The following is a 24,275-nucleotide window of genomic DNA, read 5'->3' as shown; positions in this document are numbered from 1 at the left end:
AAATGCATCCACTTGCACGCATCACCTTGCTCACACTGGCTTTAGGCCTGAGCGCCTGTGCGGTTCATCAGCCTTACGAACCGACGGCGCCTTCAACACCGACACCGATGCCGGAAGCGTTGCCCCAGCCCTCCGGCAAACCCCTGCCGGACATGCCCATCCCCAAGCCGCCAAAACCGTTGCCGCGTACTTCGGCCACCTTTGCGCCGCCGCCGGGTGGGCCGAGCCATTGGGATGCGCGCATGGGCGTGTACGTGCTGGATGACCAGACCAACGTCTTTTACCGCCAGCGCGCCTACTACCGCTGGAACAACGGCTGGAGCCGCGCGGTCAGCCCCAGCGGGCCGTGGGAAGAGACCGATATCAGCGGCGTACCGCCGGGGTTGAGTCGGCAGTTCAAGTAACGCAAAAACGGCGACCTTCGGGTCGCCGTTTTTGTTTGTAGCGGTAGAGCAAATAGGGTCGTTGGAACACGGATAGATCAGGCAATTATTGCTGATTCTGGGCAATTTAAAATAAGAAGGAATTTATATTCCTACTAACCCTGTTGGAAATTAATTGGTGTAACGGAGAAGTTTCTTACCCAAATAAGTAATGCTGCTTCACTGCTTTTAAGCATTATCTGAAATTAGTAAGTTTTGTTTGTGTGGATGCCTGTTTTGTACTAATTTCTGAAAGTCAGGTTGTTAGTTGTTTCTTTGGTGGTCCAGATCGTGATGTTGAAATCTTAAATAAATAAAGTGTCTTGTTCGTTATTTGAATTGCCTTGTTTGATTAGGTGGGGTGTTCTGTTGTTTGTTAAATGGGGCTATGGGCATTTTTCTATATGATGTTGAGCTTGGTTTTTATTCAGCAGAGCGCAGTGATCATGTTTTTCCGGATTTGATGAGTCGTTATTATTGGTCTGAGGTGAATGGTGAGGTGCTTGTTATATTTGAGTGTGGCCGCGCACGCAAAAATAATCAATTGGATGAGTGTAAGGGTTATTTTCTTCTTGAAGAATTCGAGGCTTATGTGGAAGTTGGGTTCTCGTTTAATGAGATGACGCATTGGCAGGGAATAGTTGAACATACGGAACGTTTTATTCTGTCTAAAGTGAGAAATAAATAATTTTTACGTCGGAATATCACGTTTTAAGAGGGGTAAGTATGTATGTGCATATAGTTGGTATTCTTGCCGCACTGTCTGCTTTTCCATGTTCAGTATTGGCTGAGTGTGTTTTGTTCGAAGGTCAGCAGGCAAAACTTTCATACAGGCTAAATATTTCAGCGGAAGAGTGTAAATATGTACGCTATAACGGAGGGGGTGTTGTAACTCTGGATGTTAGGTATCCAGATATGAAAATTGGTTACCCCAGGGTTATTAATGATTCGATTGTGTCTATTTATTTGGTTTCTATATCCAGAGGGTATAATCAAGACGCGATTTTTGAAGGGAGGCAGCCTATAAGTTCAAAGGGTGGAGTGGTGACGTATGAGGATGGAGGTCGGATGCTTAGAAGATTCATAGGAAGTGATGGTAGTCCGGTCGCAGTGTCGGATGGGGCATATGCCCGTCGTGCGCATCATATGTTTAATGAGAAGCTAAGAGTTAGTTATCAATACACGTTGATGCATGAGGATTTGAGACGGATGGATGATTTTGTGATCGATTTAATAAATAAAACTATAGTTATGTAAGAAGTGTATATGAGTTTGATAGATTTGACTTCAGAGCAGTTGGCGCAGTTGATTGTGCTGCGGAGCAACAAAGAACATTCTGCGATGTACAGTTTTCTACATAAAATAGTCATTGATAAAGTAGCGGTATCGCCTAAAGAACTGTTAGTGCACGAGTGGAAAAAACAGCTGGCTAAAGTTGTGTCAGATGGTTTGGCGCAAAGCATAGCTCACACTGTTTTAGAGACGGGTGGCATCCCCGGTGTGCAAGAGTTGATTGAAGCAGACATTAATGCAACGGTTCAGGGGGTCAAACTGGAAAGGTGGCACTGGCCTGGCACCTTATATGATCAACTCCCATACCCATTTGGTTGGGGGCAGGATTTGGTTCAAGTCACCGGCAATACTCGTATGGAGTACCTTAAAAATATGGGGGTCGCGCTTATGCAAACTGTAGCGGGGCTCAATCGATACCTTGATCGCGACACACTGCTTGATACAGTGTCTCATTGGAAAATGGCCCGTGATGCTAATAGTTGGGTTGACGATAATCTATACAGATTGTTCCCTGAAACTTTCGTGCCAGCAGCTGAACAAATAAAGGTTAAATGAGAACCATCGGCGTCACTCCGTCTCAGTACCACTTGCAGAGGAAAGTATGAGTAAGTATCGAAGAGGGTGGAGGTATAGCGTTTCAATAATTTATATTTTTATTTGGCAGATCTTAAGGATCGGTGCTGCCAGTCTTTTATTGATTTTTTATGTGCCGGCATTGTTTTTTTGGATTGGCCCTCAAAACGTGTCAGAAGAAGATATTGAGCGTTATAAAAATTACCAGCCACCCAATCCTCTTGTTACGTGTGGGATGATATCGGGTACGGTCTTGGAAGTTTCCAGGAAATACATAATGTTCTGGCCTGAGTACGAAGGAAAGAGCTCGTGGGATAAAGATTTTATTTTCAATAAAAAAGGCTGTGATGCCAATCTTCGAACATTGGATTTGACGGTCTCTTGGCCTGGATTTCAAATTGTTAAATCTGAGGATTATTTTGCCAGGCGGGACGAGATATCAATATTAGAGATCACCGTGGCGCCGTTAGTGAAAAGAGAAGATTTTATGGGTCGTAAACTTAAGTTTTATGCATTGGCCCGTCAGGGGGGTGGTGTTTTAAGTGCTGAAGATAAAAACTACGAAGTCGAGCTGAATCTTTTTTCTGCTGAGCGTAGTGATCATGTCTATACGGATATTATGAATCGCTACTATTGGTCTGAAATTAATGGTGAGGTGGTTGTTTTGTTTGAATGTTATCGAGCGCGAAAAAATAATCAGCTGAAAGACTGTAAAGGGTATTTTCTTCTTGATGAGTTCGAAGCTTTTGTGAATGTCAGGTTTTCTTTTGAGGAGTTGAAGTATTGGCGAGAGATCGTTTATCTAACTAAAAATTTCATACTATCTAAAGTGAAAAATTAAGGGGTAATTATTATGCCGCAAGAACTGAGTTTGCATGATTTAGAACGTGCTAAAGGACTTTTAGACACATTAGGCCCTGCTGCTGCATATGACTATTTAGCTGCAAGAGGATATAAGTATGCAACGCTGGCAAATGGGGTGGCGAAGGGTAATTCTTTATCAGGCGATGCTGCCATTAACTTTATGAGGCTGACGGCATCGGACTTGGGTCGTACGCTATCTGATGTTGATGTGAATCGTATTCGAAAGGATATGGCTGTTGAATATATAGAGGCGTTGAAGAATAAGTTGGATGATGGTGGTGGCGTTTTGGCTGATGATATAAACCATAAAGAAGCCTGGGAATTTCATAAAAAGGTTTTCAATGATAATAATCTTTCGGCGGAGGCCTGGACCCTCCACTCAGTGTTGTCAGTAATTACAGAAAATACCAGAGAGACATATTGGAAGAAGGTTTTGGAGTCGGCGGGTGATTTGCCAAGTGAAATTAATGTGGCATTCCAGACAGATCGACTTATGTCGTTAGCGTCGACTATAAGTACGGATAGTAATAAGCAATAGGCTAAAAGATGGGTTGGTAGATTTGACTCCCCATCGGGAGCTGCCACAATAGCAAAAAGTATTTTCAATCAAATAATCAATATGATTTCCGGTGCTTTTTCAAGTGACTTCAATAAACCTTCCAATGAGCCGGCCTCTACGTTAATTGATATCAACATCACCCCCACCCCAACACCCCAGCAAACTATCCAGGGCGAAAACCAGGCCCGTCAGGATGTAAGCAACGGTTTTGCCGTCAACTCACCGACTCACCTAATTTCATTCAAGGACGGCCTGTTAAATAAAACAGATTTCACCTCGACCCAAATGGGCAGCATGGCAACGGGCGGGATACGGCCAGGTGAAATTCAACGGGACCCCAATGCGCGGCCCAATAGCTATCTTTCACAGTTCTATCTTGATCGTCCCACCAGTAGCAGTCCGGATTTTGGCCTATTGAATGCCGTAACGCTCAATGGCCTTGCCGCAATGACCACAGTCAACACTTACGGTGACCCTTTGCTGCTGGATTTGACCGGTAATGGGGTGGGCATGACTGATATTCGTGACGGTGTTCTGTTCGATACCGATCACTGCGGCACACTCAAGCGTACGGGCTGGGCCGATCGCAGTACTGGAATGCTGGTGGTTGACGACGGCACGGGCCAGATTAAAAACGTCAGCCAGATGTTTTCCGAGTACTACGCGGGCAAGGTTGGTTTGGGCGGTGCTGCTGGGGAGGCGCGATTCAAGGATGGCTTTGCAGCGTTAGCCAGTGAAGACGTAAATGCAGATGGCGTGATTGATCTGAATGATCCGATCTGGAGCACGTTACGGGTGTGAGTGGATGCCTCCCACGATGGGAAAACCGATGCAGGTGAACTCAAAACCCTGGCCGAGCTGGGTATTACGCAAATCAATGTGCGGGATACAACCGCCAGCAATGAAGTTCGTGATGGAAATCGAGTACTTGCCCAAGGCACTTTCACGATCAACGGCAACCTCCAGGAGGCGCTCGCGGTCGACTTTTTGGGTGACCCTGTCAGCAGTACGTTGCTTGCTCAGGCATCCGGCACTCAGGTGATATCAACTTCAGAAGGTTCGACCACGACCGCTTACGCAAGCCACAGCCTAACCGGTGAAACATTGAATGCCGCTCAGTTGGGGGTTAACAATCTGTACGGCAGTGCGGGTGATGACACCTTGATTGCGGCCCCAACGGGCAGCTGGCTGGTGGGCGGAGGTGGCAGCAATGTCTATAACGGGGCTGCCGGTGACGATGTTTTTGTCATCAGCGCCTCAGACGTCATGGAGAACATCCACGGCAACGGTGGGCGTGACACGGCGATTATCGTAGGTGACGAAGGTGTGGCGTTGAATATGGCCCGCGCCGGGTTGACTGTCGCTCAGGGTGGGCGTAGGCATCGCTACTACAGCGCTTGACCCTGCGGGTGGCAAGGTTCAATTACTTTATCTGGATGCACTGGATATTTCACAACTGAACAAGGCAGATTTTATTTTTTCCAGCCATGCATTGGAATTGGTGCCGATCGCGATTGAGGTGGTGGAGCCTGTTTGGTGGCGGTCCGGTGTTGGCGAGTCGGGTAGGTCGGAGTCCTCCATAAAGTGGCCAAGCACTGATGTATCGCCTGCGGTTGTATTTCCGATAGAACACCCTAAAACACCGACTTTCGATGATCGTATGGCAGCTATCAATGCTCGTTTGAACGATAGGGAAATTAAAACCTTTGATGAGATTTTGGCGGAGCGGGGTATTGATTTAAACAAGTTGCATGAGCGGCATCAGCCAACCCCGTTTGTGCAAAGGGCCGATAGTCTAGTGCAAGCAATGGCAGCATTTGACCCGCCTGCTGCCAATTTGACCAACATCACTGTACCTGATCAGCAGGATTTCCAACCGGCCCTGGCTGCCAATTGGAGGTAGCAGATATCTATCGGGTGGAGAGGGGGGTGGTCGAGAAGCCGCCTTCCTTTCGCTGCCGAAATCGTTTTTAAAGCCCAATCAGTAAACTCCGCACCAAGTCTTTGCAGGCCGCGTCTGTTCACATTTAAGTAGGCTGTCTCAGGCGCCCAATCTCGGGATTCTCCAGCCAATCCACTCCGAAACCTGTATACTTCTTGTCCGTTCGCGTCAGGTTTTTACGCCACTGATGCAGGACTTATCTTCCGGCACACGCCGGCCATTGCTGCAAGCACAAGGTTCAACGTGCTAGCGCACGCTTTACCTTTTGACGTGGGACGCCTCTTGCGTTCCGTCACTTGCCAGCCATCACTCTGACAACCCACGGACTGCTGTCCGCTATCGCCTGCCTGTCAGGAACTCCGGGTTGTTGCGCCTGCCGATTTCGGCCTTTCGTTGCGTCTGTGACGTCTGCGTGCACATAAAAAAGGAGAAAGGAATGTTCCAACTTTCCACCCTCACTGTGTTGCTGCTTCTGTTCTGTTTCTATGGCCTGACTTTTCTGGTCTCTTTGCGCGTGGGTCGCAAGGAGGAAAATGTCGACGGCTATATGGTTTCCAATAACTCCATCGGTTTTGGCATGTCCGCCGCCAGCATGACGGCGACCTGGATCTGGGCCGCCTCGTTTTATGCCGCTGCCAGTGCGGGCTATAAATTTGGCCTCTCGGGAGCGCTGCATTACGGCTTCTGGGGCGCGCTGATGATTCTGTTCATCTACCCCTTTGGCCGGCGATTCCGGCAACTGGCACCCAAGGCCCACACGCTTGCCGAGATCATGCACGCCCGGCACGGGCGCTCCAGCCAGATGATTCTGGCGGGCTCCAATATTGTCGGCAGCCTGATCAGCCTGATGGTCAACTTCACTGCCGCCGGGGCGCTGGTGGCGGTGCTCTCGCCGCTGAGCTTTACCCACGGGGTGCTGATTGCGGGTGTCGGGATTTTGACATACACCATCTGGTCGGGGTTTCGTTCATCGGTACTTACGGACTTCGGTCAGTTGTTCGCCATGATCTTCGCCGCCGTGGTGATTATTCCCATTATTTTCTTCCAGCTGGGCGGGCCGGAAATCTTCACTCAGGGCATGCCGAAAATCACGCCCGAGCAAGCCAGCTTCTATTCGAAAACGGCGATTCTCGAACAGGGCGCACCTTACTTCGTGGCCGTGCTGGCCTACGCCATCGGTAACCAGACCATCGCCCAGCGCCTGTTTGCGGTGCGTGAAGACTTGATGAAATCGACCTTCGTCACGGCCACCATCGGTTATGCCTCGATTGTGATCGGGCTCGGCATGCTGGGCTTTCTGGCGCTGCTGGCCGGTATCGAGCCGCTGGATGGCGACCTCAACAACCTGATCCCGCAGATGGCTTCGACCTATTTGCCGCCTTTTGCAGTGGGGCTGTTTTTCATCATGGTGATCGGGTCGCTGTCATCCACTGCCGACTCGGATCTGTCCGCGCTGTCTGCGCTGGTGATGACGGATGTCTATGGCAAGAACATTGCCAAGGGCAAGCCCAATCCAAAAACCATGTTGTTTGTCGGGCGCCTGACCATGGTGCTGGCAACGATGCTGGCGATGATCTTTGCCAGTATGAAGCTGGACATTCTGACCATGCTGATTTTTGTCGGCGCACTGTGGGGCGCCATCGTGTTCCCCGTGATTGCCAGCCTGTATTGGGAACGGATTACCAATGCGGCGTTTACCAGTGCGGCGATCGCCGGCTTTGTGATGTTTTTGGTGGCGCGTTTCGAGCTGCTGGAGATGCAGGGGCTGGTGGCGCTGTTTTTCGAACTCTGCGCCTCGATTGGCGGCGGGGTGGTGATCGGCCTGATGGCATTCGGCTTTTTGGGTAAACGCGCCGGCTTTGTGCTGGGTGCACTGGCCTTTATGGTGTTTGCGCCGTTTGCGTTTGGTTTCTTGCGTGATTACCCGGTACTGCTCAGCTCACTTACGGCCTATGGCGTGAGTACGGTGGTGTGTGTGCTGGTGAGTTTACGGTCCAACCAGACATTTGATTTTGACTGCATCAACGAGCGTGTTGTGGCCTTCCACCACAACGCGGAACCTGCCACTGAAAAAGGAGCCATACCATGTCCAGTTTCGCTTTGACTGTTTATGTACTGATCTGGCCGGTCATCGCGGCCGCCGTGATGCTGACCCTGTGCGTCAGCCTGTGGCGCGATATGCGCAAGGCCAAGCGTGAAGGAACGGATCTGGTTTAACGTCAGACCACTGCCCGAGTACGAAGGCGGCGATTGGCAACGCTCCATCGCCGCCTTCGTGCCTCGGCAGCACTTACAAACCGCGCCATGTTTCCCCGGATTGTGTAGGGTACTTCTGGTCTTTATCAGGAGCTGGCCATGAGCCCATTTGAATTCAAGCAAGTTGATGTCTTCAGCACGGTTGCACTCAAGGGCAACCCGGTGGCAGTGGTGTTGAACGCCGACCGTTTGACCGATGCGCAGATGAGTGACTTTGCGCGCTGGACCAATCTGAGTGAAACCACCTTTGTGCTCAAGCCGCAAAACCCTGAAGCCGATTACCGCCTGCGTATCTTCACCACCCTTAAAGAACTGCCGTTTGCCGGGCATCCGACGCTGGGCAGTTGTCACGCCTGGCTGGAAGCCGGGGGCAAGCCCGGGGGCGAAGAGATTGTCCAGGAATGCAGCGCAGGCCTGATCAGAATCCGTCGCCAGGGCGAGCAACTGGCCTTTACTGCACCACCCCTGTTGCGTGCTGGTGCTGTCGAGGATGCGCTGCTGCAGCGTATCTGCCGTGGCCTGGGCATTGAGCCCCGGGCGGTGGAACAGGCGCGCTGGGTTGACAATGGCCCGGGATGGATAGCGCTGATGCTGCGCGACCGCGAACAGGTACTGGCTCTGGAGCCTGATTACGCACAGTTGCTGGGCCTGTCGATCGGTGTGGTGGCGCCTTGGAATGCCGAGCGTGATGGTGATGAAGCGCAGTTTGAAGTGCGTGCGTTTTGTGCAGGTGAAGGCATGCCCGAAGACCCGGTCACCGGCAGCCTGAATGCCGGGCTGGCGCAGTGGCTGATCGCGGACGGCCTTGCTCCGGCATGCTATGTGGCCAGTCAGGGCACGGCCATGGGGCGGGCGGGGCGGGTGTCCATCGAGCAGACTGGCGAGACGATCTGGGTCGGTGGTTCGGCTGTGACCTGTATCTCCGGGTACTTGAGCCTTTGACTGGAGCCGGGCGGGGGCTGCTTATGCCCCCTTGGCTTTCACCGCCCGCTTGGGTTTTGGCTTGGCCTTGCCTGCCGGGGCCTTGCGCTTTTTCTTCCACGCCGGTGCCGCACCCGACGGGCTGGCCGGGCCGCTGATGGTCATGGTCATGGCGCTGCAGCGCTCGATATGTTTGCTCATCCATGCCGCCTGTTTGGCGACAAATGTGTCGAGGGTCATTTCGCCGCTTTGCACCATGTCCAGCGCTTGTTCCCAGATGGCGGTGGTGCCCGGGTCGGCGATGGCGCGGGGCACCGCGTCGATCAGGCTGAAGGCGGGCGCCGTGGCGGCCAGGGCCTTGCCGTTTTTGATCAGGTAGCCGCGATCCAGCAAGCCCTGGATGATCCCGGCACGGGTGGCTTCGGTGCCGATGCCGGTGGTGTCCTTGAGCTTTTGCTTGAGCAGCGGGTCTTGCACCAGTTTGGCGACGTTTTTCATCGCCTTGATCAGGTCGCCTTCGGTGAAGGGTTTGGGCGGCTGGGTCCACAGGTCTTTGAGATGGATGTTGGCGATCGCGCAGTCCAGACCTTCGCGCAATAGCGGCAAGGGTTGCGGTGCCGGGGCTTCGCGGCCCTTGGCCGGGGCCAGGGCTTCGGGCAGGGCGCGCTTCCAGCCGGGTTCGACAATCTGCTTGCCAACGGCCCGCAGGTTTTGGCCTGCACAGTCGAAGTCGGCCTGGGTGCGGTCGTATTCGTGGTTGGGCAGGAACTGCGCCAGGTAGCGTGCGCGAATCAGCGTGTACACGGCGCGGTGTTTGCCGGTCAGTCGCTCGAGGTTTTTGGCCGCTGCCGTGGGAATGATGCCGTGGTGGGCGCTGACCTTGGCGTCATTCCAGGCCCGTGAGCGGCGTTGCGGGTCGAGATAACCGGCCAGGGGCGCAAGTGCCGGATCAGCCTGCTGCAAGGCCGCCAGAATGGCCGGTGCTTCGCCGTGCTGGCTTTGCGGCAGGTAGCCGCAATCGCTGCGCGGGTAAGTCACGACCTTGTAGGTTTCGTACAGCGCCTGGGCGATGTCGAGGGTTTCCTGGGCGCCGAGGCCGAGTTTTTTCGAACACACTTCTTGCAGGGTGCCGAGGTCGAACGGCAGGGGGGCCACTTCGCGCATGCGCTCGGTGCGCAGCTTCATCACCCGGGCGCTGCTGGCGCTGTTCATCGCGGCGGCGGCCTGTTGGGCGTGGGCCTGGTTGAGGCAGCGGTCCTGGTCGTCGCAGGTGTCGGGGTTGGCGCGCCATTGTGCGGTGAACAGTTGCCCGTCGTGTTTGAGCTGCACATCAATGGCCCAGTACGCCACGGGTATAAAGTCGCTGATGCTGCGGTCCCGGTCGACCACCAGCCGCAGTGTCGGGGTTTGCACCCGGCCTACGGGCAGCACGCCCTGATAACCGGACTGACGCCCCAGCAGGGTGAACAGGCGGCTCATGTTCATCCCGATCAGCCAGTCGGCCCGCGAGCGGCCCAGGGCCGAGTGGTAGAGATTGAAGGTTTCGGCGCCGGGCTTGAGGGCGGCCAGGGCCTTGCGGATGGACGCGTCATCCAGGGCCGAGAGCCACAACCGCTGGACCGGCCCGCGATAACGGCAGTGGTCGAGCAGTTCGCGGGCGATCATCTCGCCTTCGCGGTCGGCGTCGGTGGCGATGACCAGTTCGCTGGCTTCACCCAGCAGACGCTTGACTGCCTTGAACTGGCTGGCGGTCTTGGGTTTGACGCGCATTTTCCATTTTTCGGGAATGATCGGCAGGTCGGCCAGCACCCAGCGCTTGTAGCGCTCGTCGTAGGCGTCGGGCGGGGCGGTTTCCAGGAGGTGGCCGATGCACCAGGTCACGGTGGCGTTGGGGCCCACCCAGCAGCCATCACCGCGTCGGCTGGCACCGAGCACGGCAGCAATATCTTTGGCCTGGGAAGGTTTTTCACACAGAAACAGCCGCATAGCTCCACTCATTGATCATGCCGCGCAGAAGGTGCACAGCATGGGCAGAGACGGGCGCGAGGGCAAGTGTTTTTACTGTTGATATGTACAGTTAAAGGCAAGTGTGGGAGCGGGCTTGCTCGCGATAGGGGTCGCTGCGGTTTTACAGGTGGACCGCGTCGTCCCTATCGCGAGCAAGCCCGCTCCCACAGGAGGCGGGGATTATTGACCGTTATAGATCTGGTCGAAAACGCCACCGTCGTTGAAGTACTTTTTCTGCACGTCGCGCCAGTCGCCGAAGGTTTTTTCAACCGACAGGAAGTCAACTTTCGGGAAGCGGTCGTTGTACTTGGCCAATATTGCCTTGTCCCGTGGGCGCAGGTAGTTTTTGGCGGCGATTTCCTGGCCTTCAGGCGACCACAGGTACTTCAGATATTCCTCGGCGGTTGCGCGGGTACCTTTTTTGTCGACCACTTTATCGACCACGGTCACCGGCGGCTCGGCTTCGGCGGACACGCTCGGGTAGATCACTTCGAACTGGTCGCGGCCAAATTCGCGGGCGATCATTTCAGCTTCGTTTTCGAAAGTCACCAGTACGTCGCCGATCTGGTTGGTCATAAAGGTGGTGGTCGCAGCACGGCCGCCGGTGTCGAGCACGGGTGCCTGCTTGAACAGCTTGCCGACAAACTCTTTGGCCTTGGTTTCGTCACCGCCGTTTTTCAGCACGTAGCCCCAGGCCGAGAGGAAGGTGTAGCGACCGTTACCCGAGGTTTTCGGGTTGGGTACGATGACTCCCACGCCGTCCTTGAGCAGATCCGGCCAGTCTTTCAGGGCCTTGGGGTTGCCTTTGCGCACGATAAACACCGTGGCGGAGGTGAACGGTGCGCTGTTGTCCGGCAGGCGGGTCACCCAGTTTTCCGGGACCAGCTTGCCGTTGTCGGCGAGGGCGTTGATGTCGGTGGCCATGTTCATGGTGATGACGTCAGCCGGCAGGCCGTCGATAACCGAACGAGCCTGTTTGCTGGAACCGCCAAAGGACATTTGTATATTGAGCTTGTTGCCGTGCTCGGCTTCCCAGTGCTTCTGGAAGGCAGCGTTGTAGTCCTTGTAGAAATCGCGCATCACGTCGTAGGACACGTTCAGCAGAGGCGGCGGTGCAGCTGCATGAGCGATGCTGCTGAGGGCCAGGCCAGCGGCCAGGATCGAGGCGCTAAAAAGTTTGTTCACTGCGCATTCCTTGTTATAGGGGGCATATTACCAGCAACTATAGCGGCTGGCGTTTAGTCCTTAAAAGATTAAAAAGCACTTTGCTTATGTCTTTTTGGTAAAGAGGGCATTGCCGCATCTCGAGCAGAAAGACGCCGATTGTTCGTGGCTGTTCTTTTTGCATGTGGGGCAGTCATGCTTGAGTTGTTCGCCGCGCATGGCGTTGGCCAATTCGGCGGTGAAGATCCCGGTGGGCACGGCAATGATCGAGTAGCCGGTGATCATTACCATGGCCGAGATGACTTGCCCCAGTACCGTCTTGGGCACGATGTCACCGAAGCCGACAGTCGTCAGGGTAACGATGGCCCAGTAAATGCTCACCGGGATGCTGGTGAAGCCGTTCTCCGGCCCTTCCACCACGTACATCAGGCTGCCGAACACGGTGACCAGGGTCGAGACACTGACCAGAAACACGATGATTTTTTGCTTGCTGCCGCGCAGGGCCGAGAGCAGGTAGTTGGCCTGGCTCAGGTAGGGCCGCAGCTTGAGAATCCGGAAAATCCGCAGCATACGGATGATGCGGATGATCAGCAGGTACTGCGCGTCGCTGTAATAGATCGCCAGAATCCCCGGCACGATGGCCAGCAAATCCACCAGCCCGTAAAAGCTGAAGGCGTAACGCAGCGGTTTGGGCGAGCAATACAGGCGCAGGCCGTACTCGATGGCAAACACAAAGGTGAAGCCCCACTCGATGTAGGCCAGCAGATCGGCGTAGTTGCGATGGATGCTGTTGATGCTGTCGAGCACCACGACCACCAGGCTGCACAGGATGATCAGCAGCAGTGCGGTGTCAAAACGGCGCCCGGCGGGGGTGTCGGCCTGAAAGACCATGACATACAGGCGTTGGCGCCAATCCTTGTTATCCATGCAGGTTGCTCGATGCCCAAATGTCAGAAGGTTCGAGTATTAACGCTCAATGCGCAACCTGCATTGTTCTCGTGCGGGGCTGAGTATTCGTACGCTGGCGTGTACCAGCCAGCAACTGAGGATAAACGGCGCGGTCAGGGGGGGGAGCCCCAGGGCGCCAAAGCCGGGTGCGAGCAGCAGAGTGACGAAGATGCCGATCAAGGGCAGCCAGGGGTGGCGGCGTTGCTGGCAAAGGGCCATGGCGGCCAGGGCCGGGTTGTAGCCTGTGAGCCCGTTCAAGGCGGCGGCCGTATCCTGTTGATACAGGCCAAACATCAGGCCGGCCAATGACCCCGTGAGTGCCCACAGTGCAGCTCGCCGACTGCTTAGCCACAGCCCGAGCACAATCAGCAGCCCGGCAATCGGATGCTGCAACAGCATGACTTGGGCCACGCCTTTGAACAGGCCTTGTATCAGCGTCAGGCTGTTGACGGTCTGATCGTGGTTCAAGGCAGTAGCAGAGGCGTTGTTGACGTGCAGCAAAATCCAGCCAATAGCCACGAACGGCGCGGTATAGGCCATCAGGCTTTGCCCGTGGGCGGCGCGTTTCAACCATTGGTGGACGAGCATGGTGCTCAACCCGGCGCTCGCGATAATCAACAAGGGTAGCAGGGCCGACCATTCCAGTTGGTGGCTCAATAGCAACCCCAGCAAGATGCCGTTGTAACTGTAGAGACCTGCCTGGCGTTCGGCTTTGGGGTAGTCGCGGCGTTGCGCGGTAAGGAGCCCCGCAACACCGCCCAGCAAGGCGCCACCGAGCAGGGTGGGCGCACTGAGCAAAATCGCCAGCAGGCACATCACGCCGCACAGTGGATGGCGTTGAAGGAAGATTTGGCTGAAACCGGCGCACAGGGCAGTCGCCCAGTCGGGACAGGGATGTGAGCTCATGGTGATAGCTACGCAGTGTGGCGGTTGGAACCCGTAAACCCTGTAGAAACTATGGGTGGGAGCGAGCCTGCTCGCGAACGCCGTTCGCGAGCAGGCTCGCTCCCACGATTGAAGTTTCTCTGCAGAAGTCGCGCAGACTACTTGTCGCGAATCGAGAAGTTGGCCATATGTTCCAGGCCCTTGATCAGCGCCGAGTGGTCCCAGTTGCTGCCACCGATGGCCGCGCAGGTGCTGAACACCTGTTGGGTGTTGGCGGTGTTGGGCAGGTTGATCCCCAGCTCACGGGCACCGGCCAGGGCCAGGTTGAGGTCCTTCTGGTGCAGGCTGATGCGGAATCCGGGGTCGAAGGTGCCCTTGATCATGCGCTCGCCATGCACTTCGAGGATTTTTGACGAGGCAAAACCGCCCATCAAGGCCTCGCGAACCTTGGCCGGGTCGGCGCCGTTTTTCGCGGCAAACACCAGGGCTTCGGCCACTGCCTGAATGTTCAGGGCAACGATGATCTGATTCGCCACTTTGGCGGTTTGACCGTCGCCGTTACCGCCCACCAGGGTGATGTTCTTGCCCATGCTCTGGAGCAGGGGCAGGGCGCGGGCGAAGGTTTTTTCGTCGCCACCGACCATGATGCTCAGGCTGCCGGCCTTGGCGCCGACTTCACCGCCGGACACCGGAGCGTCCAGGTACTGCGCGCCCTTGGCGTTGATTTTTGCGGCGAAGGTTTTGGTCGCGGTGGGCGAGATCGAACTCATGTCGATCACCACCTTGTTCGGGCTCAGGCCCGCGGCGATGCCGTCTTCACGGAACAGCACGTCTTCGACCTGAGGGGTGTCCGGCACCATGACAATGATGAATTCGGCTTCCTGGGCCACTTCTCGCGGGCTGGCCAGGGCGATCGCGCCGGCGGCTACCAGATCGGCCGGAGCGGCGCCGTGATGGGTGGACAAAAACAGGCTGTGCCCGGCCTTTTGCAGGTTGCTGGCCATAGGCGAACCCATGATGCCTGTGCCGATAAATCCGATTTTAGCCATGACAAATCCTCTTGTTTTTCTTAAGGCAATTCAGAGCAGGTGGGCTGATGCGAGAGCGGGCTTGCTCGCGATGGGGTCGCTGTGGAGTGACAGGTGCAGCGCGTCGTTGCCATCGCGAGCAAGCCCGCCCCCACAGAGTTACACCGCGTTATGGGTTTTGAGCCAGCCAAGGCCCGCTTCGGTGCTGGTCAGCGGCTTGTATTCACAGCCGACCCAACCCTGATAGCCGATGCGGTCCAGGTGCTCGAACAGGAAGCGGTAGTTGATTTCGCCGGTACCCGGTTCGTGGCGGCCGGGGTTATCGGCCAGCTGGACATGGTTGATCTGCGCCAGGTGGGTTTGCAGGGTGCGGGCGAGATCACCTTCCATGATTTGCATGTGGTAGATGTCGTATTGCAGGAACAGGTTGGCGCTGCCGACTTTGTCCTGAATGGCCAGGGCCTGTTTCGTGTTGTTCAGGTAAAAGCCCGGGATGTCGAGGGTGTTGATCGACTCCATTACCAGCTTGATGCCCGCCGCCTGCAACTTGTCGGCCGCGTATTTGAGGTTGCTGACGAAGGTTTTTTCGATCAGCGCCTCGTCTGTGCCTTGTGGGCGAATCCCCGCCAGGCAGTTGATCTGGTCGTTGCCCAGTACCTGGGCATAGGCGATGGCCAGGTCGACCCCGGCACGGAACTCTTCAACCCGGTCCGGGTGGCAGGCAATGCCGCGTTCACCCTTGGCCCAGTCACCGGCCGGCAGGTTGAACAGTACTTGGGTCAGTTGGTTGGCATCGAGTTGGGCCTTGATCTCGGCCGAGCTGTAGTCGTAAGGAAACAGGTACTCAACGCCGTGGAAACCAGCGTTGGCAGCCGCTTGAAAACGGACAAGGAAATCCTGTTCGGTGAACAGCATGGACAGGTTGGCGGCAAAACGCGGCATGGTGAACTCCTGCAAAAAAGTGGCCCCTCTCACTGAAAGAGAGGGGCGGTCAATTAATCCAGCATCGAGATAGCGGTCGGGGCATCGTTACCCACCAGCGCCAGATCTTCAAACTCATTGACGGCGTTGATTTCGGTGCCCATCGAAATGTTGGTCACGCGCTCCAGGATGATTTCCACCATCACCGGCACCCGGAACTCTTTCATCAGCTCCTGGGCCTTGCGCAGGGCGGGCTGGATTTCACCCGGTTCGAACACACGCAGGGCCTTGCACCCCAGGCCTTGAACGACGGCGACGTGGTCGACGCCATAGCCATTGAGCTCCGGTGCGTTGAGGTTGTCGAAAGCCAACTGCACGCAGTAGTCCATCTCGAAACCGCGTTGTGCCTGACGGATAAGCCCCAGGTAGGAGTTGTTCACCACCACGTGGATATACGGCAGGTTGAACTGTGCGCCCACCGCCAGCTCTTCGATCATGAACTGGAAGTCATAGTCGCCGGACAGTGCCACGACGTTGCGGGTCGGGTCGGCCTTGACCACGCCCAGCGCCGCAGGAATGGTCCAGCCGAGCGGGCCGGCCTGGCCGCAGTTGATCCAGTGGCGCGGCTTGTAGACATGCAGGAACTGCGCGCCGGCGATCTGCGACAAACCGATGGTGCTGACGTAGCAAGTGTCTTTGCCGAACACCTGGTTCATCTCTTCGTACACGCGCTGGGGTTTGACCGGCACGTTGTCGAAGTGTGTCTTGCGCTGCATCGTGGCCTTGCGCTGCTGGCAGTCTTGCAGCCAGGCACTGCGGTTTTTCAGTTTGCCGGCGGCTTTCCATTCCCGTGCCACTTCAAGGAATACCTTGAGCGCGGCGCCGGCGTCGGAAACGATGCCCAGGTCCGGGTTGAAGACGCGGCCGATCTGGGTCGGCTCGATATCAACGTGAATGAATTTTCGGCCTTCGGTGTAGACATCCACCGAGCCGGTATGGCGGTTGGCCCAGCGGTTGCCGATACCCAGTACCACGTCGGACTTGAGCAGGGTGGCGTTGCCGTAACGGTGGGACGTTTGCAGGCCGACCATGCCCACCATCAGCGGGTGATCGTCGGCAATCGTGCCCCAGCCCATCAGGGTCGGGATCACGGGGATGCCGGTCAACTCTGCGAATTCAACCAGCAGGTCGCTGGCGTTGGCGTTGATCACGCCACCGCCGCTGACCAGCAGCGGGCGCTCGGCCTGATCGAGCAGGGCCAGGGCTTTTTCTGCCTGGAGCCGGGTTGCCGATGGCTTGGCCAGTGGCAGCGGCTCATAGGCCTCGATATCGAATTCGATCTCAGCCATTTGCACATCGAACGGCAGGTCGATCAGCACCGGGCCGGGGCGGCCGGAGCGCATTTCGTAAAAGGCTTTCTGGAAGGCATAAGGCACCTGGCCCGGCTCCATCACGGTGGTGGACCACTTGGTGACGGGTTTGACGATGGCGGTGATGTCTACGGCCTGGAAGTCTTCTTTATGCATCCGCGCCCGGGGGGCCTGGCCGGTGATGCATAAAATCGGGATCGAGTCGGCAGAAGCACTGTAGAGCCCGGTGACCATATCCGTGCCCGCAGGCCCTGAGGTGCCGATGCAGACGCCGATATTGCCGGCCTTGGTGCGGGTGTAGCCCTCGGCCATGTGCGAGGCGCCTTCCACGTGGCGAGCAAGGACGTGATCGATGCCGCCGACCTTTTGCAGGGCCGAGTACAGCGGGTTGATGGCGGCGCCCGGGATACCGAATGCGGTATCGACACCTTCGCGACGCATCACCAGAACGGCGGCTTCGATTGCTCTCATTTTGCTCATTGTTTTGTGCCTCTTACGTTTTGTAATTGTATACAAGTGGCTGTTGAGCGAGTGTATTCATGCTCCGGTGTGCAGGTCAATGGCTTTTATCGAATCAATGACTGGCCGGTCGAAAGCCCTGTATTCAGGCTTTATGGGTGGGTTTTTAATTTTCGTCTCTAAAAAATTGTATACAAACTAAATTATTATTGTGTTCTATTGGTTGCATGAGAATCGCTTGAAAAGGCGTATGAAAGGCTTTCCATAACAAGATGAGGACGGCAACCATGAGTGCTTTAACCTTGAAAGTCGCTTTAAATCTGACCGCTCAGGCCCTGGCTGCAGGCCGCCAGATCAACGCGTCGCCGTTGACGGTGGCGGTGCTCGATGAGGGTGGGCATTTGCTGGCGTTGCAGCGTGAAGATGGTGCCAGCTTGTTGCGCCCCAGCATTGCGATCGGTAAAGCCTGGGGTGCGGTTGCGCTGGGTAAGGGCTCGCGCTTGCTGGCGCTGGATGCGCAACAGCGTCCGGCGTTCTTCGCGGCGCTTAACGGGATGGGGCAGAGCGACGTAGTGCCTGCGCCGGGCGGGGTGTTGATTCGTGACGGGCAAGGGCAGGTCATCGGCGCGATCGGGATCAGCGGCGACACCTCGGACATCGACGAACAATGCGCGATCAGTGCGATAGAGGCCCAGGGGTTGCGGGCGGATGCGGGGGTGGTGGTTTAAACGCAGAGACCGTATTGAGGGGGGGCGGCGCGGGCCTTGTGGGAGCGGGCTTGCTCGCGATGCAAGCGGCGCGGTCCCTCTGGAGTGCGCGGTGATGCCATCGCGAGCAAGCCCGCTCCCACAGGTTTCGAAGAGGGGCTCAGTCCGGAGTACAACCCTTGAGCACCAGCCGGATAATGGTCTGGGTCGCAGCTTCGTAGTCGCTGTCTTCCAGCTTGGCCTTGCCGGTGATGGCGGAGATCTGCCAGTCGAAGTCAGCGTAGGTCTGGGTTGCGGCCCAGATGCTGAACATCAGGTGATGCGGGTCGATCGGGGCAATCTGGCCGCGGTCGATCCAGATCTGGATGCACTCGATGTTGTGACGGGCCTGGGCGTTTAGCTGCTCGACCTGTTTTTCACTCAGATGCGGCGCGCCGTGCATGATTTCACTGGCGAACACCTTGGACGCAAACGGCAGGTCGCGGGAAATCAGGATTTTTGAGCGGATGTAGTTGCTCAGCACTTCGTTCGGTTCGCCGTCGGCATTGAATGGCGTAGAAGCCCGCAGAATCGGGTCGATAATGCTTTCGAGCACCTCGCGATAGAGGTTCTCCTTGGACTTGAAGTAGTAGTAGACGTTGGGCTTGGGCACGCCAGCCTTGGCCGCGATGTCGCTGGTTTTGCTGGCGGCAAACCCCTTGTCAGCGAATTCTTCGCTGGCGGCACGCAAAATCAGTTCTTTATTACGCTCGCGGATACTGCTCATAAACCCGATATGTCCTTGCCTGCTTGGGCGGTCGGGCATGGTAGCACCGGGCTTGCAAGCGGCTCAAGATTGCAGCTTTCAGGCTGGCACGCGCTATGCTTGTTGCCATTCAATCTCAAAGGACGTTTTTCTATGGCTGGCAGTAGTTTGCTGATGTTGCTCGACGATATTGCCGCGGTACTCGATGACGTCGCACTGATGACCAAAGTGGCCGCCAAAAAAACCGCCGGGGTGCTGGGTGATGACCTTGCGCTCAATGCCCAGCAGGTCTCGGGTGTGCGGGCTGACCGGGAATTGCCTGTGGTGTGGGCCGTGGCCAAGGGCTCGTTTCGCAACAAGCTGATTCTGGTACCCGCCGCACTGGCCATCAGCGCATTTGCGCCGTGGGCGGTGACGCCGCTGTTGATGGTGGGCGGCGCTTATTTATGTTTTGAGGGTTTCGAGAAGCTGGCTCACACCTTTATGCACCGCAAGGCCGACACCCATGGCGAGCGCCAGGCCTTGCAAGAGTCGCTGGCCGGTGCGGACGTCGATCTGGCAGCGTTCGAAAAGGACAAGGTCAAAGGCGCGGTGCGCACGGACTTCATTCTCTCGGCCGAAATCATTGCCATCACCCTGGGGATCGTGTCCGAGTCACCGCTGATACAGCAAGTGGTCGTGCTCTCGGGCATCGCCATTGTGATGACGATCGGTGTGTATGGCCTGGTGGGGGGCATCGTCAAGCTCGATGACGCGGGTTTGTACCTGAGCCAGAAAACCGGCGAAGGCCTGTGGCCGCGTTTTCAGCGCAGTTTTGGACGCGGGTTGTTGAACACCGCGCCGTACATGATGAAAAGCCTGTCGGTGATCGGCACGGCGGCCATGTTTATGGTCGGCGGCGGGATCCTGACCCATGGTGTGCCGGCGGTGCATCACTGGATCGAAGGCGTGGCGGCCAGCAGCACGCAGTGGTTGAGCGTGGTGTCAGCCATTGTGCCGACCCTGCTCAACGCCGTGGCCGGCATTATCGCCGGCGCGGCAGTGCTGGCCGTGGTGGCGGGTGCGAGCAAGGTCTGGAGCACCGTCAAAGGCTAAGCCGTCATGCCGCCAGGCTGCGTGGCGAGGTGCTGTCCTGCAGCAGGCGATAACCCAGCGCGGCGGACAGCAACATGGCGCCCCCGGCAGCCAGCGACACGGTAAACCCGGTGCGGGGGCCGTAAGCGTCAATCACCCAGCCGCCGACGACTGCGCCGAGGGCAACGCCGATGCCCAGACCGGTAATCATCCAGGTCAGGCCTTCGGTCAGTTTGGCGGGCGGGACGATATTTTCCACCAGGCCCATCGCGGTAATCAGGGTAGGGGCGAAAAACACTCCGGCGAACAGCATGCCCACAGCCAGTGTGGCGATGCTGTCGACCCACATTAGCGGCACCATGGTAATCGCGGTGGCCAGCGCGCCCAGCAGGAACAGCCTGGGCAGCGGCATGTTCAATTTGAGCGTGCCGAACACCAGACCGGCCACGCACGACCCCAGGGCATACATCGACAGCACGATGCTGGCAGCAGCAGGTTGGCCCTGATGCTGGGCAAAGGCGACGCTGACCACATCCACGGTGCCCACAATCGTTCCGAGCCCCAGCAGGGACAGCAGCAAAATCACTACGGCACCCTGGCGCAACACGCTGGCGCTGTGTTCGCTGCTGCGTGGGTGTACCGGCGGTTCGGTTTTGCGTTGCAGCACAAAGGCGGTAACGCCGATGGCCAGCAGGATGGCTGCCACCAGCGGCCCGGCCTGGGGAAACAAGGCCACGCTCAGCCCTACGGAAATCGGCGGGCCGATAATGAAGCTCACCTCATCGAGCACTGACTCGAACGAAAAAGCGGTGTGCAGTCTGGGCGTGCCGCGATACAGCTCGGTCCAGCGTGCACGCACCATGGCCGGCATGCTGGGAATGCAGCCGGACAGCGCGGCGAAAACAAACAGTGTCCAGTCAGGCGCCGCGAAATGGCTGCACAGCAGCAAGCCCAGCAGTGCGCTGACGCCAATGGCGGTGACGCCGGGCAATACGCGGCGCTGGCCATAGCGGTCGACCCAGCGCGAGATTTGTGGCGCCAGCAGGGCCATGGCCAGGGCAAAGGTGGCGGCCACGGCACCGGCCAGCCAATAGGAACCGTGCAATTGCGCAAGCATGGTGATGATGCCGATGCCGACCATGGAAATCGGCATCCGTGCGATCAGCCCCGCGCCGCTGAAAGCCCTGGTGCCGGGGGCGCTGAAAATCTCGCGATAAGGGTTAGCCATACAAGCTCCGGAAATATAGTTGAGTGGTGGGAGCGGCGGTGCGACGACTGGACTTGTTCGCGATGCGGTTCAAATGAATTGAGCGGCGATTCTATCGCGAGCAGGCCCGCTCCCACAGGTTCCTCTGCGCGCCACATACGCGGCGTATGTAGAAATATACGCATACACGGCGTATGTCAATTAACATACGCCGTGTATCCCAAAAAAAGGTGGCAGACATGGCGCCCAAAGCGCGGTCGCAAATGATCGAAGAAACCCGTGGCAAGCTGCTTGAAGCCGCACGCCTGGCCTTCGGTTCGGTGGGCTATGCCCGGACCTCGATGGATGAGTTGACGGCTTCAGTGGGCCTGACCCGTGGTGCGCTGTATCACCATTTCGGTGACAAGAAGGGCTTGTTTCAGGCGGTGGCCCAGCAAATCGATGCCGAACTCGATGCGCAGCTGGCGCAGGTCCTTGAGCAGGCCGAAAGCCAGTGGCAGGGATTTCAGGATCAGTGCCGGCTGTATCTGGAGATGGCCCTGCAAGTCGAAGTGCAGCGCATTCTGTTACGGGATGCGCCCTCGGTGCTGGGCTCGCAATACGTGCAGAGCACGCAGTCGGTGTGCTGCCTTTCGATGGCGGCGATGCTGCAGGGCTTGATGGACACGCAGGTGATCCAGCGCACCGATCCCGAGGCGTTGGCGCGCCTGATCCAGGGCGGCTTGATGGATGCGTCGTTCTGGATTGCCGAGGCCGACGACCCGCCGCAGCGCCTGGCGGCTGCGCTGGACAGCCTGGACCTGATGCTGCGCGGTTTGCTGCAGGTGCCTCAGGCGCGATAACGCGGCTGAGGCCAGTGCATCAGAAGTGGTACTTGACCAGCAGGCTTGCAGTGTCCTGGTTGGTTTTGAATGAACCGCTGTCTTCGATGCCGTACTTGTTCTTCCAGTAGTCGTACTCAACACCTACGTACAACTGCTTGGCGCCCCAGCTCAAGGCTTTGCCCAGGTCGTATTTGACCTGAGGGTTGAAGTGCAGGTTGGCGTGGTAGGTGCCGCGCGAATTCTGGTCGTTGTCGACCACCCAGTCCATGTAACCGTCGATCAGCACATCGGAGTTGCCCACGGGCAGGGTGTAGGACCATACCGGAGTGATCTGCCATACGCCTTTGCCAGCGCGGCTGCCTTCAGGGAAACGCTGGTAGAAGTTCAACTGGAAGTAGTCAAAGCCCGGCACGTTCAGGTCGAAACCCGGGCCGATCAGGTAGGCCTCGGTGTCGCCTTCGCCAAACTCGTAAGTCATGGCCAGCAGTACGTCTTTGATCGGGCCAAACTCAAACTTCTGGTCGAAGATTTTGCCGAACGACAAGCGTGGGGTGAATTCGCCGTAATAGGTGTTCGGGCCAACGTTACCGTCTTCTTTACCGTTATAGAAAATTCGGTCGAGGAAGAAAAAGTTATCGCCGTACTTCCAGCTGTCAGCGTGCTCGAAGGTGAGGGTTTGCTGGATCTTTGGATTGACCTGGAAGTCTTTGCCGTACAAGTAAGTCAGGCTGTTGGTTTGCCATTGCAGCAGGTCGCCGGCGACTGCCGGAGCCCCGCCCAACATGCTCCCCGCAAGCATCAGGCTGGTAAGAGTGCGCTTCATTCGGTTAGCTCCAAAAAAGTAAAAAGGTGTGCAGTAGTGAGAACGTGGCGCTCTGTTTTGGCGCCTTGGTCCGTTTTTTAAAACTTGCCCTTACGGTCAGCTTTATTGTTTAAAGCAAGTACGGGGCCATGCCTGTTTGAGGGCCAAAAAAACCCCCCGGCAGTCATCTGACAATCGCGTGAAAGGTGATTAATACAGGCACTAAACCTTTGATTTAAAGGCATTAAGTTGGCTTTGAAGTCAGCTTTAAAACAACACTCGCGTTTGAGCGGCCGCGGAGAATACTGGCTCAGACGTTTGCACTCAAGCGCTCTGTTATCACCCGGGTCGAGCGATAACAGAGCGTGCACAGCCTTTAACTTAGAAGTGGACTTTGATCAGGGCACTGGCCGTGTTCTGGTTGGTGTCCAGGCGGCTGCTGCTTTCGATGCCGTACTTGTCTTTCCAGTAGCTGTATTCAATCCCCACATACAGCTGTTTCTCACCCAGGTTCAGGGCTTTGCCCAGGTCATATTTGATCTGAGGGTTGAAGTGCAGGTTGGCGTGATAGGTGCCGCGGGAGTTCTGGTCATTGTCGACCACCCAGTCCATGTAGCCGTCGATCAGCAGGTTGGAGCGCCCCATGGGGATGGTGTAGGAAAACGACGGGGTAATCTGCCAGGTACCGGTACCAGGGCGCGGTCCTTCGGTATGGCGACGGTAGAAGTTCAGGGTGAAGTAGTTGAAGCCGGGTACCGCCAGGTCAAAGCCGGGGCCGATGAGGTACGCCTCGCTGTCGCCTTCGCCGTACTCATAGGTCATGGCCAGCAATACGTCCTTGATCGGGCCGTACTCAAACTTGCGGTCGAAGATCTTGCCCAGGGACAGGCGCGGGCTGAACTCGCCGTAGTAGGTATGCGGGCCTTTGTTGGGGTCTTCCTTGCCGTTGTAGAAAATGCGGTCGACAAACAGGAAGTTGTCGCCGTATTTCCACTTGTCGGCATGCTCGAAGGTGACGGTTTGCTGGATCGAAGGGTTGATCGCGAAGTTCTTGCCGTAGAGGTAAGTCAGGCTGTTGGTTTGCCACAAAAACAGATCACCGGCCATTGCCTGACCGGCAGCCAGAAAACCACCCGCGAGCATGACGCCCCAGTGTTTGCAGTTCATGGGTAACTCCTTTTTTATTGTTGTTTTCTTTACCAGAAGCTGGTGACTCTGTGGGAGCGAACCTGCTCGCGATGGCCTCAATGCGGTTGTTCAGAAATACCGCATCGTTTGCATCGCGAGCAGGCTCGCTCCCACAA

Annotated in this window: 26 protein-coding genes; 15 read left to right on the top strand and 11 right to left on the bottom strand. The window is 56.6% G+C overall.

The genetic code is table 11. From position 1 onward, the window contains the following. The first annotated feature begins 2 nt into the window (after positions 1–2). The 12 genes from ACZRMS_RS07695 (at position 3) to ACZRMS_RS07640 (ending at position 8,851) form a co-directional block, all read left to right on the top strand. Positions 3–404, top strand: coding sequence for a hypothetical protein (locus tag ACZRMS_RS07695; protein WP_463994816.1), 402 nt, complete (start codon positions 3–5; stop codon positions 402–404). Positions 405–810: 406 nt separating this feature from the next. After that, entirely contained in the window at positions 811–1,110 is a 300-nt protein-coding gene (locus ACZRMS_RS07690) for a hypothetical protein (protein WP_463994815.1), read from the top strand. Between the two features lie 38 nt (positions 1,111–1,148). Beyond that, positions 1,149–1,679 (top strand): hypothetical protein, encoded by a 531-nt coding sequence (locus ACZRMS_RS07685; RefSeq protein WP_463994814.1) that lies wholly within the window; start codon positions 1,149–1,151, stop codon positions 1,677–1,679. A 9-nt stretch (positions 1,680–1,688) separates the two neighbouring features. Continuing rightward, positions 1,689–2,270 (top strand): hypothetical protein, encoded by a 582-nt coding sequence (locus ACZRMS_RS07680; RefSeq protein ID WP_463994813.1) that lies wholly within the window; start codon positions 1,689–1,691, stop codon positions 2,268–2,270. Positions 2,271–2,316: 46 nt separating this feature from the next. Next, the gene (locus ACZRMS_RS07675; protein WP_463994812.1) at positions 2,317–3,129 is read left to right on the top strand and encodes a hypothetical protein; all 813 of its coding nucleotides are present in this window, start codon (positions 2,317–2,319) and stop codon (positions 3,127–3,129) included. 12 nt (positions 3,130–3,141) lie between these two features. Further along, complete coding sequence (locus tag ACZRMS_RS07670; protein ID WP_463994811.1) at positions 3,142–3,690, top strand: hypothetical protein; 549 nt, start codon at positions 3,142–3,144, stop codon at positions 3,688–3,690. An 81-nt stretch (positions 3,691–3,771) separates the two neighbouring features. Further along, positions 3,772–4,512 carry a hypothetical protein gene (locus tag ACZRMS_RS07665; protein ID WP_463994810.1) on the top strand — a complete coding sequence of 247 codons (741 nt, stop codon included), beginning with the start codon at positions 3,772–3,774 and terminating at the stop codon, positions 4,510–4,512. Beyond that, the gene (locus ACZRMS_RS07660; RefSeq protein ID WP_463994809.1) at positions 4,513–5,112 is read left to right on the top strand and encodes a hypothetical protein; all 600 of its coding nucleotides are present in this window, start codon (positions 4,513–4,515) and stop codon (positions 5,110–5,112) included. After that, entirely contained in the window at positions 5,081–5,614 is a 534-nt protein-coding gene (locus ACZRMS_RS07655; RefSeq protein ID WP_463994808.1) for a hypothetical protein, read from the top strand. The genes ACZRMS_RS07660 and ACZRMS_RS07655 overlap by 32 nt, the downstream gene beginning before the upstream one ends. Positions 5,615–6,089: 475 nt before the next feature. Continuing rightward, complete coding sequence (locus ACZRMS_RS07650) at positions 6,090–7,757, top strand: sodium:solute symporter family protein (RefSeq protein ID WP_463994807.1); 1,668 nt, start codon at positions 6,090–6,092, stop codon at positions 7,755–7,757. Next, the gene (locus tag ACZRMS_RS07645) at positions 7,739–7,870 is read left to right on the top strand and encodes a putative transporter small subunit (protein WP_463994806.1); all 132 of its coding nucleotides are present in this window, start codon (positions 7,739–7,741) and stop codon (positions 7,868–7,870) included. Before ACZRMS_RS07650 ends, ACZRMS_RS07645 begins: the two co-directional genes overlap by 19 nt. 138 nt (positions 7,871–8,008) lie before the next feature. Further along, positions 8,009–8,851: a PhzF family phenazine biosynthesis protein gene (locus ACZRMS_RS07640; protein ID WP_463994805.1), complete on the top strand. Its 843-nt coding sequence runs from the start codon at positions 8,009–8,011 to the stop codon at positions 8,849–8,851. A gap of 21 nt (positions 8,852–8,872) precedes the next feature. Here the strand turns inward: ACZRMS_RS07640 and ACZRMS_RS07635 are convergent, their stop codons facing one another. The 7 genes from ACZRMS_RS07635 to gcl all read right to left on the bottom strand — a co-directional run bounded on the left by ACZRMS_RS07635 (position 8,873) and on the right by gcl (position 17,633). Next, positions 8,873–10,816 (bottom strand): DNA topoisomerase III, encoded by a 1,944-nt coding sequence (locus ACZRMS_RS07635; protein ID WP_463994804.1) that lies wholly within the window; start codon positions 10,814–10,816, stop codon positions 8,873–8,875. Positions 10,817–11,017: 201 nt separating this feature from the next. Beyond that, positions 11,018–12,022, bottom strand: a complete 1,005-nt coding sequence (locus ACZRMS_RS07630; protein ID WP_463994803.1) for a sulfate ABC transporter substrate-binding protein — start codon at positions 12,020–12,022, stop codon at positions 11,018–11,020. A gap of 84 nt (positions 12,023–12,106) precedes the next feature. Beyond that, positions 12,107–12,928 (bottom strand): ion transporter, encoded by an 822-nt coding sequence (locus tag ACZRMS_RS07625; RefSeq protein WP_463994802.1) that lies wholly within the window; start codon positions 12,926–12,928, stop codon positions 12,107–12,109. A gap of 39 nt (positions 12,929–12,967) precedes the next feature. Beyond that, on the bottom strand, positions 12,968–13,855 hold the full coding sequence (locus ACZRMS_RS07620; RefSeq protein WP_463994801.1) for an urea transporter: 888 nt from the start codon (positions 13,853–13,855) through the stop codon (positions 12,968–12,970). Positions 13,856–13,992: 137 nt separating this feature from the next. Then, on the bottom strand, positions 13,993–14,883 hold the full coding sequence (locus ACZRMS_RS07615) for a 2-hydroxy-3-oxopropionate reductase (protein ID WP_463994800.1): 891 nt from the start codon (positions 14,881–14,883) through the stop codon (positions 13,993–13,995). Positions 14,884–15,021: 138 nt separating this feature from the next. Then, positions 15,022–15,804, bottom strand: a complete 783-nt coding sequence (gene hyi, locus ACZRMS_RS07610) for a hydroxypyruvate isomerase (RefSeq protein ID WP_463994799.1) — start codon at positions 15,802–15,804, stop codon at positions 15,022–15,024. 53 nt (positions 15,805–15,857) lie between these two features. Beyond that, on the bottom strand, positions 15,858–17,633 hold the full coding sequence (gene gcl / locus ACZRMS_RS07605) for a glyoxylate carboligase (RefSeq protein WP_463994798.1): 1,776 nt from the start codon (positions 17,631–17,633) through the stop codon (positions 15,858–15,860). Between the two features lie 266 nt (positions 17,634–17,899). Between gcl and ACZRMS_RS07600 the strand changes: the two genes are divergently transcribed. Further along, complete coding sequence (locus ACZRMS_RS07600; RefSeq protein ID WP_463994797.1) at positions 17,900–18,340, top strand: GlcG/HbpS family heme-binding protein; 441 nt, start codon at positions 17,900–17,902, stop codon at positions 18,338–18,340. Between the two features lie 139 nt (positions 18,341–18,479). On the opposite strand, the gene ACZRMS_RS07595 is transcribed toward ACZRMS_RS07600, so the two are convergent. Then, positions 18,480–19,085 (bottom strand): TetR/AcrR family transcriptional regulator, encoded by a 606-nt coding sequence (locus ACZRMS_RS07595; protein ID WP_463994796.1) that lies wholly within the window; start codon positions 19,083–19,085, stop codon positions 18,480–18,482. A 132-nt stretch (positions 19,086–19,217) separates the two neighbouring features. On the opposite strand from ACZRMS_RS07595, the gene ACZRMS_RS07590 reads away from it, so the two are divergent. Further along, positions 19,218–20,159 carry a DUF808 domain-containing protein gene (locus ACZRMS_RS07590; RefSeq protein WP_463994795.1) on the top strand — a complete coding sequence of 314 codons (942 nt, stop codon included), beginning with the start codon at positions 19,218–19,220 and terminating at the stop codon, positions 20,157–20,159. A 4-nt stretch (positions 20,160–20,163) separates the two neighbouring features. Here the strand turns inward: ACZRMS_RS07590 and ACZRMS_RS07585 are convergent, their stop codons facing one another. Continuing rightward, on the bottom strand, positions 20,164–21,366 hold the full coding sequence (locus ACZRMS_RS07585; RefSeq protein WP_463994794.1) for an MFS transporter: 1,203 nt from the start codon (positions 21,364–21,366) through the stop codon (positions 20,164–20,166). 218 nt (positions 21,367–21,584) lie between these two features. Between ACZRMS_RS07585 and ACZRMS_RS07580 the strand changes: the two genes are divergently transcribed. Next, a complete protein-coding gene (locus ACZRMS_RS07580; RefSeq protein WP_463994793.1) occupies positions 21,585–22,187 on the top strand; it encodes a TetR/AcrR family transcriptional regulator in 603 nt (200 codons plus the stop codon). A gap of 19 nt (positions 22,188–22,206) precedes the next feature. On the opposite strand, the gene ACZRMS_RS07575 is transcribed toward ACZRMS_RS07580, so the two are convergent. Both ACZRMS_RS07575 and ACZRMS_RS07570 read right to left on the bottom strand, forming a co-directional pair. After that, entirely contained in the window at positions 22,207–22,992 is a 786-nt protein-coding gene (locus ACZRMS_RS07575; protein ID WP_463994792.1) for an outer membrane protein OmpK, read from the bottom strand. 360 nt (positions 22,993–23,352) lie between these two features. Beyond that, positions 23,353–24,138, bottom strand: a complete 786-nt coding sequence (locus ACZRMS_RS07570; RefSeq protein ID WP_463994791.1) for an outer membrane protein OmpK — start codon at positions 24,136–24,138, stop codon at positions 23,353–23,355. Positions 24,139–24,275 lie beyond the last annotated feature (137 nt).

It is taken from the genome of Pseudomonas sp. B424 (genome assembly GCF_055408345.1).
Note: the sequence above shows the minus strand (reverse complement) of the source record. Positions and strands in the feature narration are given on the sequence as shown.

Bases quoted from the DNA above. Each gene is read 5' to 3' on its own strand.
- ACZRMS_RS07590 (WP_463994795.1), top strand. From the start codon at position 19,218: ATGGCTGGCAGTAGTTTGCTGATGTTGCTCGACGATATTGCCGCGGTA.
- gcl (WP_463994798.1), bottom strand. From the start codon at position 17,633: ATGAGCAAAATGAGAGCAATCGAAGCCGCCGTTCTGGTGATGCGTCGC.
- ACZRMS_RS07650 (WP_463994807.1), top strand. From the start codon at position 6,090: ATGTTCCAACTTTCCACCCTCACTGTGTTGCTGCTTCTGTTCTGTTTC.
- ACZRMS_RS07635 (WP_463994804.1), bottom strand. From the start codon at position 10,816: ATGCGGCTGTTTCTGTGTGAAAAACCTTCCCAGGCCAAAGATATTGCT.
- ACZRMS_RS07665 (WP_463994810.1), top strand. From the start codon at position 3,772: ATGATTTCCGGTGCTTTTTCAAGTGACTTCAATAAACCTTCCAATGAG.
- ACZRMS_RS07580 (WP_463994793.1), top strand. From the start codon at position 21,585: ATGGCGCCCAAAGCGCGGTCGCAAATGATCGAAGAAACCCGTGGCAAG.
- ACZRMS_RS07575 (WP_463994792.1), bottom strand. From the start codon at position 22,992: ATGAAGCGCACTCTTACCAGCCTGATGCTTGCGGGGAGCATGTTGGGC.
- ACZRMS_RS07645 (WP_463994806.1), top strand. From the start codon at position 7,739: ATGTCCAGTTTCGCTTTGACTGTTTATGTACTGATCTGGCCGGTCATC.
- ACZRMS_RS07685 (WP_463994814.1), top strand. From the start codon at position 1,149: ATGTATGTGCATATAGTTGGTATTCTTGCCGCACTGTCTGCTTTTCCA.
- ACZRMS_RS07585 (WP_463994794.1), bottom strand. From the start codon at position 21,366: ATGGCTAACCCTTATCGCGAGATTTTCAGCGCCCCCGGCACCAGGGCT.
- ACZRMS_RS07595 (WP_463994796.1), bottom strand. From the start codon at position 19,085: ATGAGCAGTATCCGCGAGCGTAATAAAGAACTGATTTTGCGTGCCGCC.
- ACZRMS_RS07675 (WP_463994812.1), top strand. From the start codon at position 2,317: ATGAGTAAGTATCGAAGAGGGTGGAGGTATAGCGTTTCAATAATTTAT.
- ACZRMS_RS07625 (WP_463994802.1), bottom strand. From the start codon at position 12,928: ATGGATAACAAGGATTGGCGCCAACGCCTGTATGTCATGGTCTTTCAG.
- ACZRMS_RS07680 (WP_463994813.1), top strand. From the start codon at position 1,689: ATGAGTTTGATAGATTTGACTTCAGAGCAGTTGGCGCAGTTGATTGTG.
- ACZRMS_RS07690 (WP_463994815.1), top strand. From the start codon at position 811: ATGGGCATTTTTCTATATGATGTTGAGCTTGGTTTTTATTCAGCAGAG.
- ACZRMS_RS07615 (WP_463994800.1), bottom strand. From the start codon at position 14,883: ATGGCTAAAATCGGATTTATCGGCACAGGCATCATGGGTTCGCCTATG.
- ACZRMS_RS07570 (WP_463994791.1), bottom strand. From the start codon at position 24,138: ATGAACTGCAAACACTGGGGCGTCATGCTCGCGGGTGGTTTTCTGGCT.
- ACZRMS_RS07695 (WP_463994816.1), top strand. From the start codon at position 3: ATGCATCCACTTGCACGCATCACCTTGCTCACACTGGCTTTAGGCCTG.
- ACZRMS_RS07620 (WP_463994801.1), bottom strand. From the start codon at position 13,855: ATGAGCTCACATCCCTGTCCCGACTGGGCGACTGCCCTGTGCGCCGGT.
- ACZRMS_RS07640 (WP_463994805.1), top strand. From the start codon at position 8,009: ATGAGCCCATTTGAATTCAAGCAAGTTGATGTCTTCAGCACGGTTGCA.
- hyi (WP_463994799.1), bottom strand. From the start codon at position 15,804: ATGCCGCGTTTTGCCGCCAACCTGTCCATGCTGTTCACCGAACAGGAT.
- ACZRMS_RS07670 (WP_463994811.1), top strand. From the start codon at position 3,142: ATGCCGCAAGAACTGAGTTTGCATGATTTAGAACGTGCTAAAGGACTT.
- ACZRMS_RS07600 (WP_463994797.1), top strand. From the start codon at position 17,900: ATGAGTGCTTTAACCTTGAAAGTCGCTTTAAATCTGACCGCTCAGGCC.